Annotated in this window: 15 protein-coding genes; 8 read left to right on the forward strand and 7 right to left on the reverse strand. The window is 37.1% G+C overall.

The window, feature by feature from the left end; translation table 11 throughout:
• Positions 1–593 precede the first annotated feature (593 nt).
• Both QFZ28_RS25615 and QFZ28_RS25620 read right to left on the reverse strand, forming a co-directional pair.
• Entirely contained in the window at positions 594–887 is a 294-nt protein-coding gene (locus QFZ28_RS25615; RefSeq protein ID WP_307197451.1) for a hypothetical protein, read from the reverse strand.
• Positions 888–960: 73 nt separating this feature from the next.
• Positions 961–1,260 carry a YfjL-like protein gene (locus QFZ28_RS25620; protein ID WP_307197452.1) on the reverse strand — a complete coding sequence of 100 codons (300 nt, stop codon included), beginning with the start codon at positions 1,258–1,260 and terminating at the stop codon, positions 961–963.
• Positions 1,261–1,604: 344 nt separating this feature from the next.
• Here QFZ28_RS25620 and QFZ28_RS25625 point away from each other — a divergent pair, with 344 nt between their 5' ends.
• Positions 1,605–2,255 (forward strand): glycosyltransferase, encoded by a 651-nt coding sequence (locus QFZ28_RS25625; RefSeq protein ID WP_307197453.1) that lies wholly within the window; start codon positions 1,605–1,607, stop codon positions 2,253–2,255.
• Between the two features lie 38 nt (positions 2,256–2,293).
• Here QFZ28_RS25625 and QFZ28_RS25630 read toward each other — a convergent pair whose 3' ends face one another.
• Both QFZ28_RS25630 and QFZ28_RS25635 read right to left on the reverse strand, forming a co-directional pair.
• The gene (locus QFZ28_RS25630) at positions 2,294–3,589 is read right to left on the reverse strand and encodes an NCS2 family permease (protein WP_307197454.1); all 1,296 of its coding nucleotides are present in this window, start codon (positions 3,587–3,589) and stop codon (positions 2,294–2,296) included.
• Between the two features lie 123 nt (positions 3,590–3,712).
• A complete protein-coding gene (locus tag QFZ28_RS25635) occupies positions 3,713–4,507 on the reverse strand; it encodes a nucleotidyltransferase domain-containing protein (protein ID WP_307197455.1) in 795 nt (264 codons plus the stop codon).
• A 285-nt stretch (positions 4,508–4,792) separates the two neighbouring features.
• Between QFZ28_RS25635 and QFZ28_RS25640 the strand changes: the two genes are divergently transcribed.
• Positions 4,793–5,038 (forward strand): hypothetical protein, encoded by a 246-nt coding sequence (locus QFZ28_RS25640; protein WP_307197456.1) that lies wholly within the window; start codon positions 4,793–4,795, stop codon positions 5,036–5,038.
• A 40-nt stretch (positions 5,039–5,078) separates the two neighbouring features.
• On the opposite strand, the gene QFZ28_RS25645 is transcribed toward QFZ28_RS25640, so the two are convergent.
• Positions 5,079–5,591 carry a DoxX family membrane protein gene (locus QFZ28_RS25645; RefSeq protein ID WP_307197457.1) on the reverse strand — a complete coding sequence of 171 codons (513 nt, stop codon included), beginning with the start codon at positions 5,589–5,591 and terminating at the stop codon, positions 5,079–5,081.
• 285 nt (positions 5,592–5,876) lie between these two features.
• On the opposite strand from QFZ28_RS25645, the gene QFZ28_RS25650 reads away from it, so the two are divergent.
• The 3 genes from QFZ28_RS25650 (at position 5,877) to QFZ28_RS25660 (ending at position 7,922) form a co-directional block, all read left to right on the forward strand.
• Positions 5,877–6,584, forward strand: coding sequence for an MBL fold metallo-hydrolase (locus QFZ28_RS25650; RefSeq protein WP_307197458.1), 708 nt, complete (start codon positions 5,877–5,879; stop codon positions 6,582–6,584).
• Between the two features lie 14 nt (positions 6,585–6,598).
• Positions 6,599–7,168, forward strand: coding sequence for a TetR/AcrR family transcriptional regulator (locus tag QFZ28_RS25655; protein WP_307197459.1), 570 nt, complete (start codon positions 6,599–6,601; stop codon positions 7,166–7,168).
• Between the two features lie 145 nt (positions 7,169–7,313).
• Positions 7,314–7,922, forward strand: a complete 609-nt coding sequence (locus QFZ28_RS25660; protein ID WP_307197460.1) for an exonuclease domain-containing protein — start codon at positions 7,314–7,316, stop codon at positions 7,920–7,922.
• A gap of 625 nt (positions 7,923–8,547) precedes the next feature.
• Here QFZ28_RS25660 and QFZ28_RS25665 read toward each other — a convergent pair.
• Complete coding sequence (locus QFZ28_RS25665) at positions 8,548–9,066, reverse strand: DinB family protein (protein WP_307197461.1); 519 nt, start codon at positions 9,064–9,066, stop codon at positions 8,548–8,550.
• 384 nt (positions 9,067–9,450) lie between these two features.
• On the opposite strand from QFZ28_RS25665, the gene QFZ28_RS25670 reads away from it, so the two are divergent.
• Positions 9,451–10,860, forward strand: a complete 1,410-nt coding sequence (locus tag QFZ28_RS25670) for an MFS transporter (RefSeq protein WP_307197462.1) — start codon at positions 9,451–9,453, stop codon at positions 10,858–10,860.
• A gap of 213 nt (positions 10,861–11,073) precedes the next feature.
• The gene (locus QFZ28_RS25675) at positions 11,074–12,480 is read left to right on the forward strand and encodes an MFS transporter (protein ID WP_307197463.1); all 1,407 of its coding nucleotides are present in this window, start codon (positions 11,074–11,076) and stop codon (positions 12,478–12,480) included.
• A 145-nt stretch (positions 12,481–12,625) separates the two neighbouring features.
• Here QFZ28_RS25675 and QFZ28_RS25680 read toward each other — a convergent pair whose 3' ends face one another.
• Complete coding sequence (locus QFZ28_RS25680) at positions 12,626–13,822, reverse strand: ROK family transcriptional regulator (RefSeq protein WP_307197464.1); 1,197 nt, start codon at positions 13,820–13,822, stop codon at positions 12,626–12,628.
• Positions 13,823–14,058: 236 nt separating this feature from the next.
• Between QFZ28_RS25680 and uxaC the strand changes: the two genes are divergently transcribed.
• Positions 14,059–15,462, forward strand: a complete 1,404-nt coding sequence (gene uxaC / locus QFZ28_RS25685) for a glucuronate isomerase (RefSeq protein ID WP_307197465.1) — start codon at positions 14,059–14,061, stop codon at positions 15,460–15,462.
• Positions 15,463–15,621 lie beyond the last annotated feature (159 nt).

Here is a 15,621-nt window from a genome sequence, read left to right on the forward strand (position 1 = left end):
GAGCAGAAAAAAATCGCAGAATTCTTTTCTAAGATTGATTTAAAAAACAAAAAAGAAGAGGATTAATTAACGGCTTTAAATGAACAGAAAAAAGGCTTAATGCAGCTCATGTTCATTTAACATTGAAAAAAGACAATGATACTTTGACCATTGTCTTTTTCTATACCTAACACTCATTAAACTTGTATTATCCTCAAGTTGATTGCATGTATATTGGCATGTTTTTGAGCTATGCTTTTATTTTGAATCATATCATCTTTAACCTGATGATCGGCAAAGTAGTAACTGATTAATATCGATGGAACGAGAGTAAGGAGTATGTATAAGATTAATTTTTTGAAAAAGGTTCTTTTTTCGTGAGTGATAGCCAAAAGACTCTGCCTTTATTTCTATATATCACCATTCAACTATTATTTACTCGGAATTTAAAAGAAAATTGAAATAATAAGAAAAAGAACAGATATCCTTTAAAGGGAAAAATCTGTCCTTAATTTTTGTTTCCAATCATTAATCCCAATGATTAAAAATAACTTCTCCAACTGTCCTTGGTTTCCAATATGAGACTTGATTTAATTCTGCCTTTGATAATGCAGTTAAATGTTCAGACGATATTGGTGTATCCAGATAATCCTTTGTAATACAGTATAGTAAGGTTGATATTTTGCTGACAATACTGGAATATCCAAAAAGGTAATGTTCCCCAGTGTTAAGGCAAAGGCAAGAAATGGATAATGGCAATTCAGAAGAACACTATATGATTTTCCACTGAGCATATATTCTACGGTATAATAGTTTCGATTAGAGGAATGTTCACTGAAACCTACAAGCTCTCCACCCAACTCTCTTACAAATGTATGGCTCAATTGTTTAAATTGAAATGAATCCATTAAAGGGAGTTCGTTATCGTTTCCAGAGTGAAAACCCGTGATTCCTTTGGGGAGATTCAAAACGTGTCACCTCTCATTCCCGAAATGGAAATTCTCCACCTTCTGTTATGATCCTTCCATTTCTTACATCAATATTGCCTTCTATTTTTTCATTTGCCGAAATGACATGAACGATATACGTTCCTTCACCAGGATAATAGGCAATGTTTGTAATCTTAAAAGATTCTTCAGGGTAATTTTCCTCAAGGTAGCTGGATACAATCTCCCTGCTTTTTTCCTTTGTAATAGGGTTTCCATTAAAAAAGAAATAAATAAATCCAGACATCAACAGCACAACCATAAGAACAGATAAAAAGATGGCTTTTCCCTTCATAAATACACACCTCCTTAGCGAAACTTACTATTATTATATTTATATTATAGTGTAAAATTACACTATTTGGTACCGTTTGTATTTACTTTTTTAAAAATGGGCAAAAAAAGAGCCTGGTACACGGGTACCAAGCTAAATTATGGGAAGTTTTAAGAATTAGGTTCTTAAAACCTAAGTCTCAAATAAGTTATCTTTATAATAGGATAAACATTTGTAGAAGTTATAGAGAAGTTATGTGGAAATTGTGAAGATGTTAAAACCAAATTTTTCCCCGTATGAGTGAAAATGGATAAAATATCTAATAATAAATTGACCAGTTAAATTTATTATTAGGAGATGATCGAATGAACAGACAGTTTTCAAAAATCATGCTTTTGTTTCTTTCATTTTTATTAATCTGCCCAGCATTCATAAATGCCGAAGGCCCTAAGCAAACAGAGCGGCAAACACAAGAGCTAAGTCCAAAAGCTGCCCAGCTGATGGCTGATTTGAGGGTACTATGGACGGAACATGCTTTTTGGACTGAAAGGTATGTAGTAAGTGCAATAGCAGGGCATGAGGACCAAGAAGTTGTACTGGCTAGATTACTGAAAAATCAGGACGATATCGGAAATGCAATCAAACCATTTTATGGTGAGGAAGCAGGCAGCACGCTTGCGAAGCTTTTAAGAGAGCATATTCAAATTGCCGGTAAAGTACTGGCGGCCGCCAAAAGTGGAAATCAGCCTGATTTCAAAAAATATAATGATGAATGGTTTAAAAACGCAGATGATCTTACTGATTTTCTAACTTCTGCAAATCCGCAGTTCGACAAAAATGTCATAAAAGAAATGTTTTACATGCATTTAAAACTGGTCACACAAAGTGTAGCGGCAAGAATTAATAAGGATTACAATGCTGATATTGCTGCGTTTGACAAAAATTTAGCTCATCTGCTGCATATGTCAGACGCGATAACTGAAGGGATTATTAAACAGTTCCCAGATAAGTTTTAAAAAAATGGAGCCCAACTGAGTGGTTGGGACTCCATTTTTTAATGCGATAAAAATGCCAGTTGATAAAAAAACAATACAGCAAAAACATAAAGAAGCGGGTGAACTTCACGCCACTTTCCTTTCACTATCTTCAGAAGCGGGTAGCTGATGAAACCAAGTGCAATACCGGTGGCAATGCTGGATGTTAGCGGCATGCTCAGAATCACAAGGAATGCTGGAAAAGCTTCATCTAATTCATTCCATTTAATTTTTGCGATGCTTCCCATCATCATACTTCCGACAATAATTAGGGCAGGAGCAGTAATGGCAGAAATTCCTGAAACGGCACTGACGAGAGGTCCAAAAAATGCTGATAGAATAAACAATACAGCAACTGTAAGCGAAGTTAATCCTGTCCGTCCGCCAGCTGCAACCCCTGATGTGGATTCAATATAAGCAGTTGTTGGGCTTGTACCAAACATGGCTCCGATGGATGTAGCAACAGAGTCGGAGAGCAATGCTTGACGTGCACGTGGTAATTTTCCATTTTTCATTAAACCAGCCTGGTTTGCAACACCGATCATTGTTCCGGTGGTGTCAAAGATTGTTACTAGAATGAATGAAAAGACAACTGCATATAGACTGTGCTCAATGACATCACTTAAAGCTGTTAGCGGATTGCCTACAATTAATCCCTCAGGAAGGGATGGTAACGAAACAAAGCCTTGATCAAATGAAAGTTGGTTCGTAAAAAAGGCAATAAATCCTGTAATAATCATTCCAAAAAATAAAGCACCATTAATCCGCAGCACCATCAAAATAAGTGTTATCGCTAATCCGACGATTGCCAGCAGTGCTGAAGGAGACCCCAGATCACCCAATCCGACTAGATTGGTAGGATGAGCGGTAATAATGTGTGTAAGTCTTAATCCAATAAAAGCAACGAATAACCCAATACCTGCTGTAATTCCATGTTTGAGGTTATCCGGAATCGCATCAATTAATTTTTCTCTAAACGGTGTTAATGATAAGATGACAAAAATAATACCGGCAATGAAAACAGCAGCAAAGGCTGTCTCGTAGTTTTGACCGCCGCCGACAACAGAATAAGCGAAGTATGCGTTAAGCCCCATACCTGGTGCAATGGCGATTGGATAGTTTGCAAACAATGCCATCCAAAGTGTCCCAACAACTGCAGATATAATAGTTGCCGTGAAGACTTGTTCAAACGGAACACCTGCATCTGCGAGAATGACGGGGTTAACAACTACAATGTAAACCATGGTAAAGAAGGTTGTGATTCCCGCGAGTAATTCTGTTTTTGTATTTGTTTGATTTTCTTTTAGTTTAAACATTGGTTCCTCCAAAACACGAACATTATTTTGCAACCTTTATATAATATTCGTTTTTGAAGAGATTTTCAAGCATTCCTTTGAAAAATAAAAACTGCCAAAATCTTTGAAAGTGCAGTTTTACCTTTAACCCCATACCTGCTCAAGTGTTTCGCGAAATAATTGATTTAGAAGTTCAGTTGGGTTGGATTTATTAACAGATACTTCCCTTACATATTGCTCTAAGTACTCAACCTCGGTTTCAACGAAGTAATCAATGATCTGCGTTCTAGGATTTGGGTCAAGAACTTCGCCAGCTTTTTTCAACCTGATAATATCGTCGAGTACTACTCTAATCTCACTAGTGGGAAGGATATCCTCAACTAGTTGAGTAAATTTAATAGGGGGAAATGCATCGTTTTTTGCAATCCATTTAGCTGCTAACAGCGGCCGGAAAATGTTGAAATATCTTTTTATTTTTACTTCCTTGCGATTTTTATAATCTCTGTAATTACCTTTTGCCATTTTTAAATAGTGGTGAATGCCAGAAATGGGAGAAAAAATTTGGCTTTCTACCGCTTTCATTTTATTGATTGCAGAGGATGCCTGATAGTATACGATATTTGAATGGAGCCATTCCAGCAGCGGCGGATTCGACTTGCGAAATAACCGCAGTGCTTTCGTTAGTTCCCAGCCATTCAAGTCCAGCAGTTTGTCTACTTGTATGGAAATCTTGTCATGCTTCGGAACTTCCAGCACGTCGCGCCTTTGATCGATTGAGAGATACCATTCCTTTTTATGAACATAAATAAAGCGGACATCATAATCACTATCATTAGAGGGAAAGCCCCAGGATCTGCTGCCTGATTCACAGGCATAAAGGATTACTACATCATACTCTTTTTCAATCTGTTTAAGGACCAATAAGATGTGCTCTCTCAATTTGTACTACCTCACTTACACTATTTGTAAATTCCCTTTAAAAACAAATTTATTGATTTGATACCATCTTAACACCTGAAAAGCCTTTCTACTAACCTCTGCCAAGGTCAAGGGAATACCGTTCTTACTGTTGAATCGTTTGTAAAAAATTTTCTTTGAAAAACACAAATATTTATTGTTGTGGTTTCTATAAAATCTGCCATATAATAGGCTTATAAAGCGTTCACAAAATTGTCAAATTTATTTTATTACTATAATGCAAATGAATAAACATAATCGGTAGATATGGAGGGAACGGAAATGATTAGAATGGCTGTTGCTGGTGTCTTGGGTTTTGTTTTAATTTTTATAGAATCGTTGATCGTGATGAAAATTAAAGGGTATCATGGAATTGAATTTGGCGGTTTAGCACCATTTATTAATGTATGGGCGATGAATTTCTTTTTAGTATTTGCTATAATCACGCAAATCACTAATTGGTATCAAGACCGTGTAGGTTTTGAAAATGGTGAAGAAGATAATATATATTAAAAAAAGTGCCTCAATCAAGAATTGATTGAGGCACTATTCGTTACGCGTGTTGTTTAGCTGTTTCTTTACCTTTTAAAACAGTTTTACGGATGAATGGAACCACCCAGCGGTCAAGACCAATGCGGCCTGCGTTGTATCCAGCTGTTAAGATGATAAAGCCTAAGAAAATGTCAGTTGGGTTATGAGATACTGTTCCTGCTAAGAAGAATGAGAAGTTCATTACTAGTCCAAAGAACATTGCCGCAGTTGTTAAACATCCTAATAGAAGTCCTAAACCGATTAACGTTTCGCCCCAAGGAACAATGAAGTTGAACACATCAACGTTTGGTAAAGCAAAGCTTTCTAAGAAGTTAACGTACCAGCCGTAAACCATGTTGCCATCTGGACCTTTTACTGGATTCTTTACTGCATTTCCTAGAAACCCTGAAGCATCAAATCCGCCGCTTGTTAATTTGCCTAAACCAGCAGTGAACCATGCGTATCCTAGGTATAAACGTAAGACTGTTAGTATGCCAGCCGCAATTTTGTTTTCCCTTAAAAAGTTCATAAACATTTTAAAGCCATCTCCTTGTTAAATAATTTTTAATTAATTATTACACTGTTAATATAACAAATTAATCTTGAATTGAGGATAAATTGTTCACTAATTCACATATGTGTAAAAAAGATTTGAACAAATTGTAAACAACATCTTTTCTTTAGGAGCAAAACGGAGGGATGGTTCCTAGAACTAAAATTTTAACTGGAGCCTTGATAAAAATAAGGAATATCTCTTGATTAAACTAATATGATTAGTTATTATAAAACTAATTGAATTAGTTAAAAAGGAGAGCTGAAAATGAGAGCGATAAATAAAGGGTTTTTATACCAAGTGACATTTTTGGCGAATATGTTTCCAGTCAATTGTTATTTAGTGGAGGAAGAGAGGGAGTTAACCCTAATTGACGCGGCACTGCCTTATAGTATGAAGGGGATAGTGAAGGCAGCGAAAAATGTTGGAAAACCGATTACAAAAATAATCTTAACGCATGCCCATGAAGATCATGTGGGTGCACTAGATAAGTTAAAGGAGGAACTTCCAGATGTGCCAGTTTATATTTCTGTTAGAGATAACAGATTAATGAATGGGGACATTTCGCTGGACCTGCACGAACACCAAACACCGATAAAGGGCGGAGTTCCTAAAAAGCTGAAGACGAGAGCGGATATACTATTGAAGGAAGGCGTTCTTGTTGGTTCGTTAGCGGCAATTGAAACCCCTGGACACACACCAGGTTCAATGTCATTTTTTGATACAAGAACACAGGCGCTAATTGCAGGGGACGCATTTCAAACTCGAGGTGGGATGGCGGTGGCAGGAGATATTAAACCATGGTTTCCATTCCCGGCATTTGGTACATGGAGTAAAGAAACTGCACTCGCTAGTGCCAAGAAATTAGCAGGCTATCAACCAAGTGTCCTTGCGATTGGACATGGAGAGATGGTCGAGAATCCAAGTAGGGCAATGGAACAGGCAATTCGGATTTTAGAGCAGAAATTGAAATAGAGGAGTTTAAAAATATGTCACCGAGACCTAAAGTCGGACTGGAAATAACCGCCATTCTAGATGTGGCAGGGCAAATCGCAGATGTTCAAGGAATGCAGGAAGTTACATTGGCTAACTTGGCCAAACAATTAGGAATCCGGCCACCTTCGTTATATAACCATTTTGATGGGCTGGGTGGATTACGAAAAAAAATGGCAATATACGGACTTAATCGGCTATACGAGGAATTAGCGCATGCGGCCATTGGAGTTGCTGGAGACGAAGCTGTGCTTGCTATTAGTAAAGCCTATGTGAATTTCGCCCGGAAACACCCAGGTATTTATGAAGCAACATTGATGGCACCTGAAATGGGGGATGAAGAGGTCCAGCAGGCCGGTAAAAAAATTGTTGATTTAACGGTTACTGTTTTACAAAACTATGAATTAAAAGATGATTTGGCATTACATGCTGTAAGAGGGTTAAGGAGCATATTACACGGATTTTCCTCATTAGAGCAGCGGGGCGGTTTTAAAATGCAGTTGGATTTAAATGAAAGTTTGGAAATCATAATAAAAGCATTTATTGATGGAATACATGATCACTAATTAACTAAAAGTTACCAAGTAATGCAGAAACCTTTGAAACAGTACTATTTTCGATAAACTCCAATGAGACTGCCAATTGGCAAGTCTTCTTTCTTATGTAAGATGTTATAATGGTAGTAATATCTTGATTAAAGGAATGAAATGAATGCGAGAACTTGAGAAGTTAGGGTTAGTATTGGACGTTGAAACAACAGGATTAGGGCCGACTACTGATGAAGTAATTGAACTTGCACTTAAATTATTTTCCTACCGGACAGACACGGGGGAAATCCAAGAAATCATTGAGGAGGATTCTTTCTTGCGAGAACCCCTTACTAGTTCAGCTAGAAGGAATTATGACCGTGCATACCAAATTCATGGGATTCCGTATGAATTAGTAGCAGGGAAGAGTTTCACCGATGTAAAGATTAAATCTTATTTCCATCGTGCAGATTCCGTTTTTGCTCATAATGCTTCCTTTGACCGCAGCTTTCTATTTCATATGTACCCAGAAGTGAATGATTTAAAATGGTATTGTACGATGCGCGGTGTTAAATGGAAGAACTATGGTTTTCCAAATGGCAAACTGCTAACCCTATTACAGGCACATGAAATTACAAATCACCAAACACATAGAGCACTCGATGATATTACATATCTTATGGACCTGCTCAGAAAAACAAGTCCTAGTGGCAATCTCTATCTTCAAGAAGTACTCGAAAACGGACCAATGAGAAAATACCAGCCAGCAGCCACACGAACCAAAATGGGATAATTACACTCAAAAAAACAGATCAATCTTGTAAAAGTCAAACGGGTTTACTTTTGAGGTGCAAACATTGTTAAAAACATAGGAAAACGTACTTGCTTCACAATATATCCTTAATTGAGTAACCAGTGATACTTAAAATAAGCGGAGGTTTTCCGGTTAAATCCAAAAGGGAGCTCGTTTCGGGGTAAATAAGCGGAGGTTTTCCGCTTATGCAAAGCAAAATCCCCCATTTCCACGTTTTTTTGAGTCATTAGACGGAATTCCTCCGTCTATTTAAGCTATTTTCAGTGCTGATTTCATAAATAAGAGGAATTTCTCCGCTTATTTATCAAACTTGCTTTAGCGCCTAATCCAACTTGTGCAACTTACGGGTGCTTCAGTGAAAAAAAAGGCTTAGAGATATGTGTATCTCTAAGCCTTTTTTACTGAGCAATATACTGTGAATGGTATTGTGAAATTTATGTGATTTGCTATAGATTAGGTTGTGATTAACGGTTTTGCACATCACAAGTACACCCGTTAGGAAGAGGCGGTCTGTTTTTATTTTGTGACTGTCCGCCTAAGGCAGACAGTGTCCACGGATGGTGAACACCTTTTAGGTGTCACCTTGGTGACAGGCACCAAACCATTACTTTTTTAAATATCGCTCTTCAACGATTTTTCGGTGGTGCATTTCGTGTCCGGCGATGATGTAGGCGATAGCTCTTGTGGTGATTTCCATTCCGTTTGCATTGCCTTTGTTTGCCCATGCTTCTCTTGGGGTGTTTTGGATAAGGGTGATAGCGGCATTTCTTGTTGCTTTGAAGTCTTCAAGGATTGCCTCCATTGATAGGTTATGGGTTTGGGCTGCTTCAACATAATCTGTTTCATTAAACCCGGCTAAAGGGCTTTGATCCCCGCGGCTTACACGAAGCAGGCGATAGGTCATAATTCTTTCTGTATCGATGATATGTCCAAGCACTTCTTTCACACTCCATTTTCCTGTAGCGTAACGAAGGTTAGTCTCCTCTTCGGAAAGCCCCTTAAAAAGGTTAGTCACCTCTAAAAGGTTTTCCTGCAAAATCTCCACAATATCACCATTTGGTACCAGCTTAATATAGGGCTGATAATAATCTGGATATTCGTTTTCTGTTGGACGTTGAATCATTGAATTTTCCACTCCTCTCACTTATATCTGGAAATACCTCCATTACTAAATTTATCCTATCACAATATTAAAGCTGTTTGAATCGCTTAACTAAAGATCTCATTTGTATAAAGATGGAAGGTTCACAAAGAGGAAAAAAGTTTGTTTTGCGCTTACAAAAATATTATTGACGAAATTTGTCGAGGGTGATATTCTATGTATACGGTTAATTTGTTAGTTCATTAAACAAATTAATTGAAAATATTTAAACACTCTCGAGAAGTTAAATAATATGCAATTAGTATTTTTGTAAAGGGATTCATAAATTTAGCATCAAAGTGTCTTAGCAATTATTTAAAGGGGTTACATTTTATAGTTTTAGAAGAATTAATAGGAGGGTTAATAATGGCTAGAGCATTACAACAAAAAGTTGAAACCCCACAAAATGGTGGGAAAGCAGTTCGTCCATTTGGGATGAGAGATAAGTTGGGTTACTTATTCGGTGATTTTGGAAACGATTTCTTCTTTGTTCTAGTTGCAGCTTTCCTTATGGTTTATTACACCGACGTTTATGGTCTTAATCCAGCTGCTGTCGGGGGACTATTCCTAATTGCACGTTTATGGGATGCAGTTGCTGACATTACTTGGGGTCGTTTCATCGATACGAGGAAAGCAGGAAAGAATGGAAAGTTCAGACCTTGGATCTTTAGAATGTCGTTTCCACTTGTCATTACTGGTATATTAATGTTTGTTCATATTCCAGGAATGTCTGATGGATTTTACCTTGCGTATGCATATGTAACCTATATTATTTGGGGAACTTTATATTCTACTGTTAATATTCCTTATGGCTCTATGGCTTCTGTAATCACAGGTGATCCTGTTGAACGTACGGCATTATCTAGCTGGAGAACATTAGGGGGGAACTTAGCTGGGTTAATCATTAATGTTGTAGGTCCAATGATTTTGTTTGTTGACAATAAAGCAGATGCAAATCGATTCCTTTTAGGTGCTATCATTTTCGGTGTTCTTGCAATCGCTTGTTATATGGCATGCTATAAATTATCTGTTGAACGTATTGTAATCGATGAAACAAATAAACCAAAAGCGAACTTTGGCAAAACTGTAAAAGGTCTTGGTAAAAACAGACCACTCATTGTGTTCCTTACTCTTTCTTTACTGTTCTTGGTTTGCTTTATGTTAATTGGTACTGTAAACGTATATTTATTTAAAGATTTCTTTGGAAACGCTAAAGCATTAAGTATGGTTGGTCTTCTTCAATCAGTGGCAGTATTTGTTGGTATGCCAATGGTAAAACCGCTAGTTTCAAAATTTGGTAAAAAAGAAGTGGCTTCAGCTGGTCTCTTACTAGCAGCACTTGTATATGCGGTTTTATATTTCTTACCTAACTTAACAGCAACACAATTTATCGCAGTTTTAACAGTGGGTATGTTTGGATATGGAATTTTCAACCTAGTTATTTGGGCTTTCGTTACAGACATCATTGATTACCACGAATTTTTAACTGGACTACGTGAGGATGGAACCGTTTACTCTATCTACTCAATGGCTCGTAAAATTGGACAAGCAGTTGCTGGTGGTGTTGGGGGTGCAGCGATTGCAGCGGTTGGTTATACTGCAGGTGCAGAAGCACAAACAGCTGAAACGCTGCAAGGAATTCATACACTTGCTACATTAGTACCAGCGGTGATACTGTTCGTTATATTCTTAATGATTGTATTCTTGTATCCATTAAACAAAAAACGTACTGAACAACTTGCAATTGATTTAGCTGCAAGACGAAATTCAAAATAATCATATTTAAAAAGGGAGCAAACACTGTTTGCTCCCTTTTCTTTTTTCTTTTACATGATCAATACCGACAAATTAATTAAAGCAGAAACACTCTCGAGAAGTCAGTCTTTTGTTGTGAGTAATTTAGTAAGGGGTTACACAAAATAGTTTTAAAAGCAATTTCATGCATTTTAAAAATGATTTTTTAGAATATTTTATTGGGAGGGTAAAGAAATGGCTCGAGCATTGCAAAAGAAAGTAGAATCCCCACAATCGGGTGGGAAAACAGTACGTCCATTTGGTTTTAAAGATAAATTAGGTTACTTGTTTGGAGACTTTGGAAACGATTTCTTCTTTATCTTAGCCGCCTCATTCTTGATGGTATTTTATACGGATATTTTTCATATTAATCCTGCTCATGTCGGACTATTATTCACGGTTGCCCGTCTTTGGGATGCTTTTGCCGACGTAACATGGGGTCGTTTCATTGATACGAGAAAGGCAACTCCTCAAGGGAAATTTAGACCATGGATTTTAAGAATGTCATTTCCACTTGTAATCATGGGTATATTAATGTTCGTAAAGATACCTGGCATGTCTGAAGGGTTTTACCTCGCTTATGCATATGTAACATATATTGTGTGGGGAACATTATATTCTACTGTTAATATTCCTTATGGCTCCATGGCTTCAGTGATTACAGGTGATCCGGTAGAACGTACTTCCCTATCAAGCTGGAGAACGTTAGGTGGTCAAATGGCAGGTTTAATTATTAATGTAGTTGGACCAATTATTTTATTCGTTAATAATAAACCGGACGCAAATCGCTTCATTCTTGCAGCATTAATTTTCGGTGGACTTGCACTTGCTTGTTACCTTGCTTGTTATAAGTTATCTGTTGAACGTATCGTCGTGGATGAATCAAATAAAGAAAAAGTCAATTTTGGCCAAACCATGAAGGGGCTTACGAAAAACAAACCATTAATGGTTTTCCTTGTGGCTGCATTGGTATTCATGGTTGTCTTTATGTTAATTGGTACGGTTAACGTTTATCTATTTAAAGATTATTTCACGAATGCTAAAGCATTAAGTATAGTGGGTCTTCTTCAAGCAGTTGCTGTATTTATCGCCATGCCATTTATTCAACCATTGGTTAAGAAATTTGGTAAAAAAGAAGTGGCTTCCGGTGGATTATTAGTCGCGGCGCTTGTATACGGAGTTCTATATTTCCTCCCAAATTTAACAGCAACACAATTTATCGTTGTATTAACAGTTGCTATGTTTGGTTATGGTGTGTTTAACCTTGTAGTGTGGGCGTTTGTTACAGACGTAATTGATTATCACGAGTATTTAACAGGTCTCAGAGAAGACGGTACCGTTTATTCAATCTACTCAATGGCACGTAAAATCGGACAAGCGGTTGCTGGTGGTGTTGGCGGTGCAGCGATTGCAGCAGTTGGTTACCATGCGGGTGCCGAAACACAATCAGCTGAAACATTACAAGGAATTCATACACTTGCAACTTTAGTACCTGCACTTACACTTGGTGTCGTGTTCCTACTGATTGTATTCTTATACCCATTAAACAAAAAACGTACTACACAACTTGCAAAGGATATAGCAGCAAAAAGAAAAGCATAATTTTAATTTAAGATAAGGTTGTTATGTCTGTTTCATAACAACCTTATCTTTTTTTACAATACGAAAGCATTAGTGAGTTTCTTTAGAAAATCCCCTTTCTGAAGTTGAAAGGGGATTTTTATGTGTGCGATTGTTAGTCCTATGATTAGATGTTAACGCTTGCATTTTTTTTATTTGCCTCAGTATCATAATTTAAATTCAACATTGGTACTTCCAAGAAATGTTTAATCGCAAGTGCACAAGCTCCAAGAACAGCGGAGTTTCTTCCGATTGATGAAATCTGTAGTGCACGATAATGGCTAATAGAAGAATTCAAATTTCCTCTTATTTTATCGAGGGAATTCGGGTACATGCGCAAAAGCTCGCTATCAAGCACAAGCATGTCAGGATTGTACATGTTAATCATATTATTTAAACCAATGGAGAGGTAGAAAATAAATTGTTCCATCAATTGATGTACTTCTTCGTCACCTTCATCAAGCCATTTCTGAATATTCTCATACGTCACAGAATTCATTTGCTTTGTTTCTGATAGATACTTGAAAATAGCCCTTTCAGAAGCATATCTTTCCCAACACCCTTTATTACCACAATTGCATTGTATTCCATTTGGCACAACAATCATGTGGCCGATTTCACCAGCAAATCCGTCATGCCCGCGAAAAAACTCGTTGTTCATCATCATTCCTAGACCAATACCGGAATAAAGTGTCGCTGATAATAAGTTATCCGTTTCATGATGAACATAAACCCGCTCAGCAAAAGCACTAAGATTTGCATTGTTTTCTATATACACGTTTATGTCGATTTGTCTTTCAATATCATTCTTAAGGGTAATGTTATTCCAGCGTAATCGTGGTACATAGTGGATAGTTTCATCTTTTCCAACTAGACCGTGAATGGCAATAACAATTCCCACAATTCCATACCGACTGTAAGCGTATTCAGATTTAAACACTTTAATTTGCTCAACTAAGAGATTCAATATCTCTCCGTAGTCTGTCGTATTTGTCTCAATCCTCTTGGAGTTGATAGGAGATCCTGTAAGATCAGAAACCGTAAAAGAAATATGGTCAAAATCAAGGTCAATGCCAAGCGCGCAGCCTGCCTCACTGTTGATCGAAAGCATAATAGGTTTTCTTCCAACGGTATAATGCTCAAGTTGTGTTTCAATTACAAGACCTTCATCTATTAAATCTGCAACCTGTGCAGAGATGGTTGCACGTGTAAGTGCTGTAACTTTTGATAAATCTGCCCTAGAAATTAATCCTTCTTTGACAATCTCTCTGAGAATAATCGAGCGATTGATTCTTTTTATATATGACGCGTCACCGGTAATCATTTGTACCCCCCATTTAAAAGCGCTTTTCTACTATAACAATAGTATAACAGGTTATTTCCTGTAGGTCTCTCTAAAATGGCAAAAAAATATAAACTGTCAATTGACTTAACAAATTAAACATGATAAGTTAGTAGTGTAATTAATTTGTTTACTAAACAAATTAAGAAAAAGTTCATGAAATTATCTAATAAATTTGTAAGGGTTTACAGAAAATAGTAGTAATTGGAGGGTGTCAAATGAAAAATTTTTTAGACAAAGACTTCTTGTTAGATACAGAAACATCCGTAAAATTATACGAAAATGCAGCAGATGGCCTGCCGATTTTTGACTTCCATTGCCACTTAGATCCGCAAGAGGTATGGGAAAATAAGTCATATGAAAATATTACTCAATTATGGCTCGGTGGAGACCATTATAAATGGCGTACCATGCGTATGAACGGTATCGGTGAGAAGTATATTACCGGTGACGCAACAGATTGGGAGAAATTTGCCGCATGGGCAGAAACGGTACCAAACCTAATTGGTAACCCGCTTTATCATTGGACTCACATGGAGTTGAAAATGTATTTTGGAATTGAAAAATTACTTACTCCTTCTACTGCACGTGAAATTTACGATGAATGCAATGAGAAACTAAAATCTCCGGATTATACAGCAAGAGCTTTTATTGCGAAGTCGAATGTTAAGTTTATTGGTACAACGGATGATCCTAATTCAACATTAGAATACCATCGTTTATTAAAGAATGATGAAACCTTCGCCCCTATCATCGCACCAACATTCCGTCCAGATGGAGCGCTTTTCATTGAGCGTCCTACATTTGTCAGCTGGATTGGAAAATTAGAAGAGGTTTCTGGAGTTAAAGTAGATTCACTAGAAGGTTTCTTGAATGCACTGCAGCAGCGTGTTGATTTCTTCCATGAAAATGGCGGTCGTGCATCTGACCACGATATTCAAAAAATGGAATATGTAGAAACAACAAAGGAAGAAATTGAAGTAATTTTCAAAAAAGGGTTAAACGGTGAACAGCTTTTTAATGAAGAACTGATTGCTTACCGTTGGTTCCTATTAACAGAGCTTGGAAAAATGTATGCTGGAAAACAGTGGGTCATGCAGCTTCATATGGGTGCATTAAGAAATAACAATACAAAAATGAAAGAGCTTATTGGTCCAGATACAGGATTTGATTCTGTTGGTGAAGCTAATTTTGCTGAAGGTGTATCCAAATTCCTTGATATTCTTGAACAACAAAATGCTTTACCTAGAACTGTATTGTTTAACCTAAACCCTAAAGATAATCCAGTTCTAGCTGGTATGATGGGTAACTTCTATGAAGAAGGCGTTCCTGGTAAAATTCAGTTTGGTTCTGGCTGGTGGTTTAACGACCATATCGATGGAATGGAAAGACAAATGAAAGATCTTGCTAACGTTGGTCTCTTGAGCCATTTCATTGGAATGCTGACAGATTCACGCAGCTTCCTTTCTTATGCGCGTCATGAATACTTCCGCCGTATTCTTTGCAACCTATTAGGTGACTGGGTAGAAAGAGGACTAGCGCCAAATGATATGGAATACCTTGAGCAAATGGTTAGAAATATTGGCTACAATAACGCGGAAAAGTACTTTTTAGAGCGCTAAGTTTTTCGTTGGATTAAGGGGTGCCTTTAAAAGGGCCTCCCCCTTTAATACATAGAATAAAGTGTTAAATTTATTTAATTGAGCAAGCTACAATTAGCGTGATTTATTTTATTTTCGCATGACAAAATGACCGAAATAATTGATGTTCTAATCTTTAAT

This window comes from Neobacillus niacini (assembly GCF_030817695.1).
Lineage (GTDB): Bacteria > Bacillota > Bacilli > Bacillales > Cytobacillaceae > Neobacillus > Neobacillus niacini_F.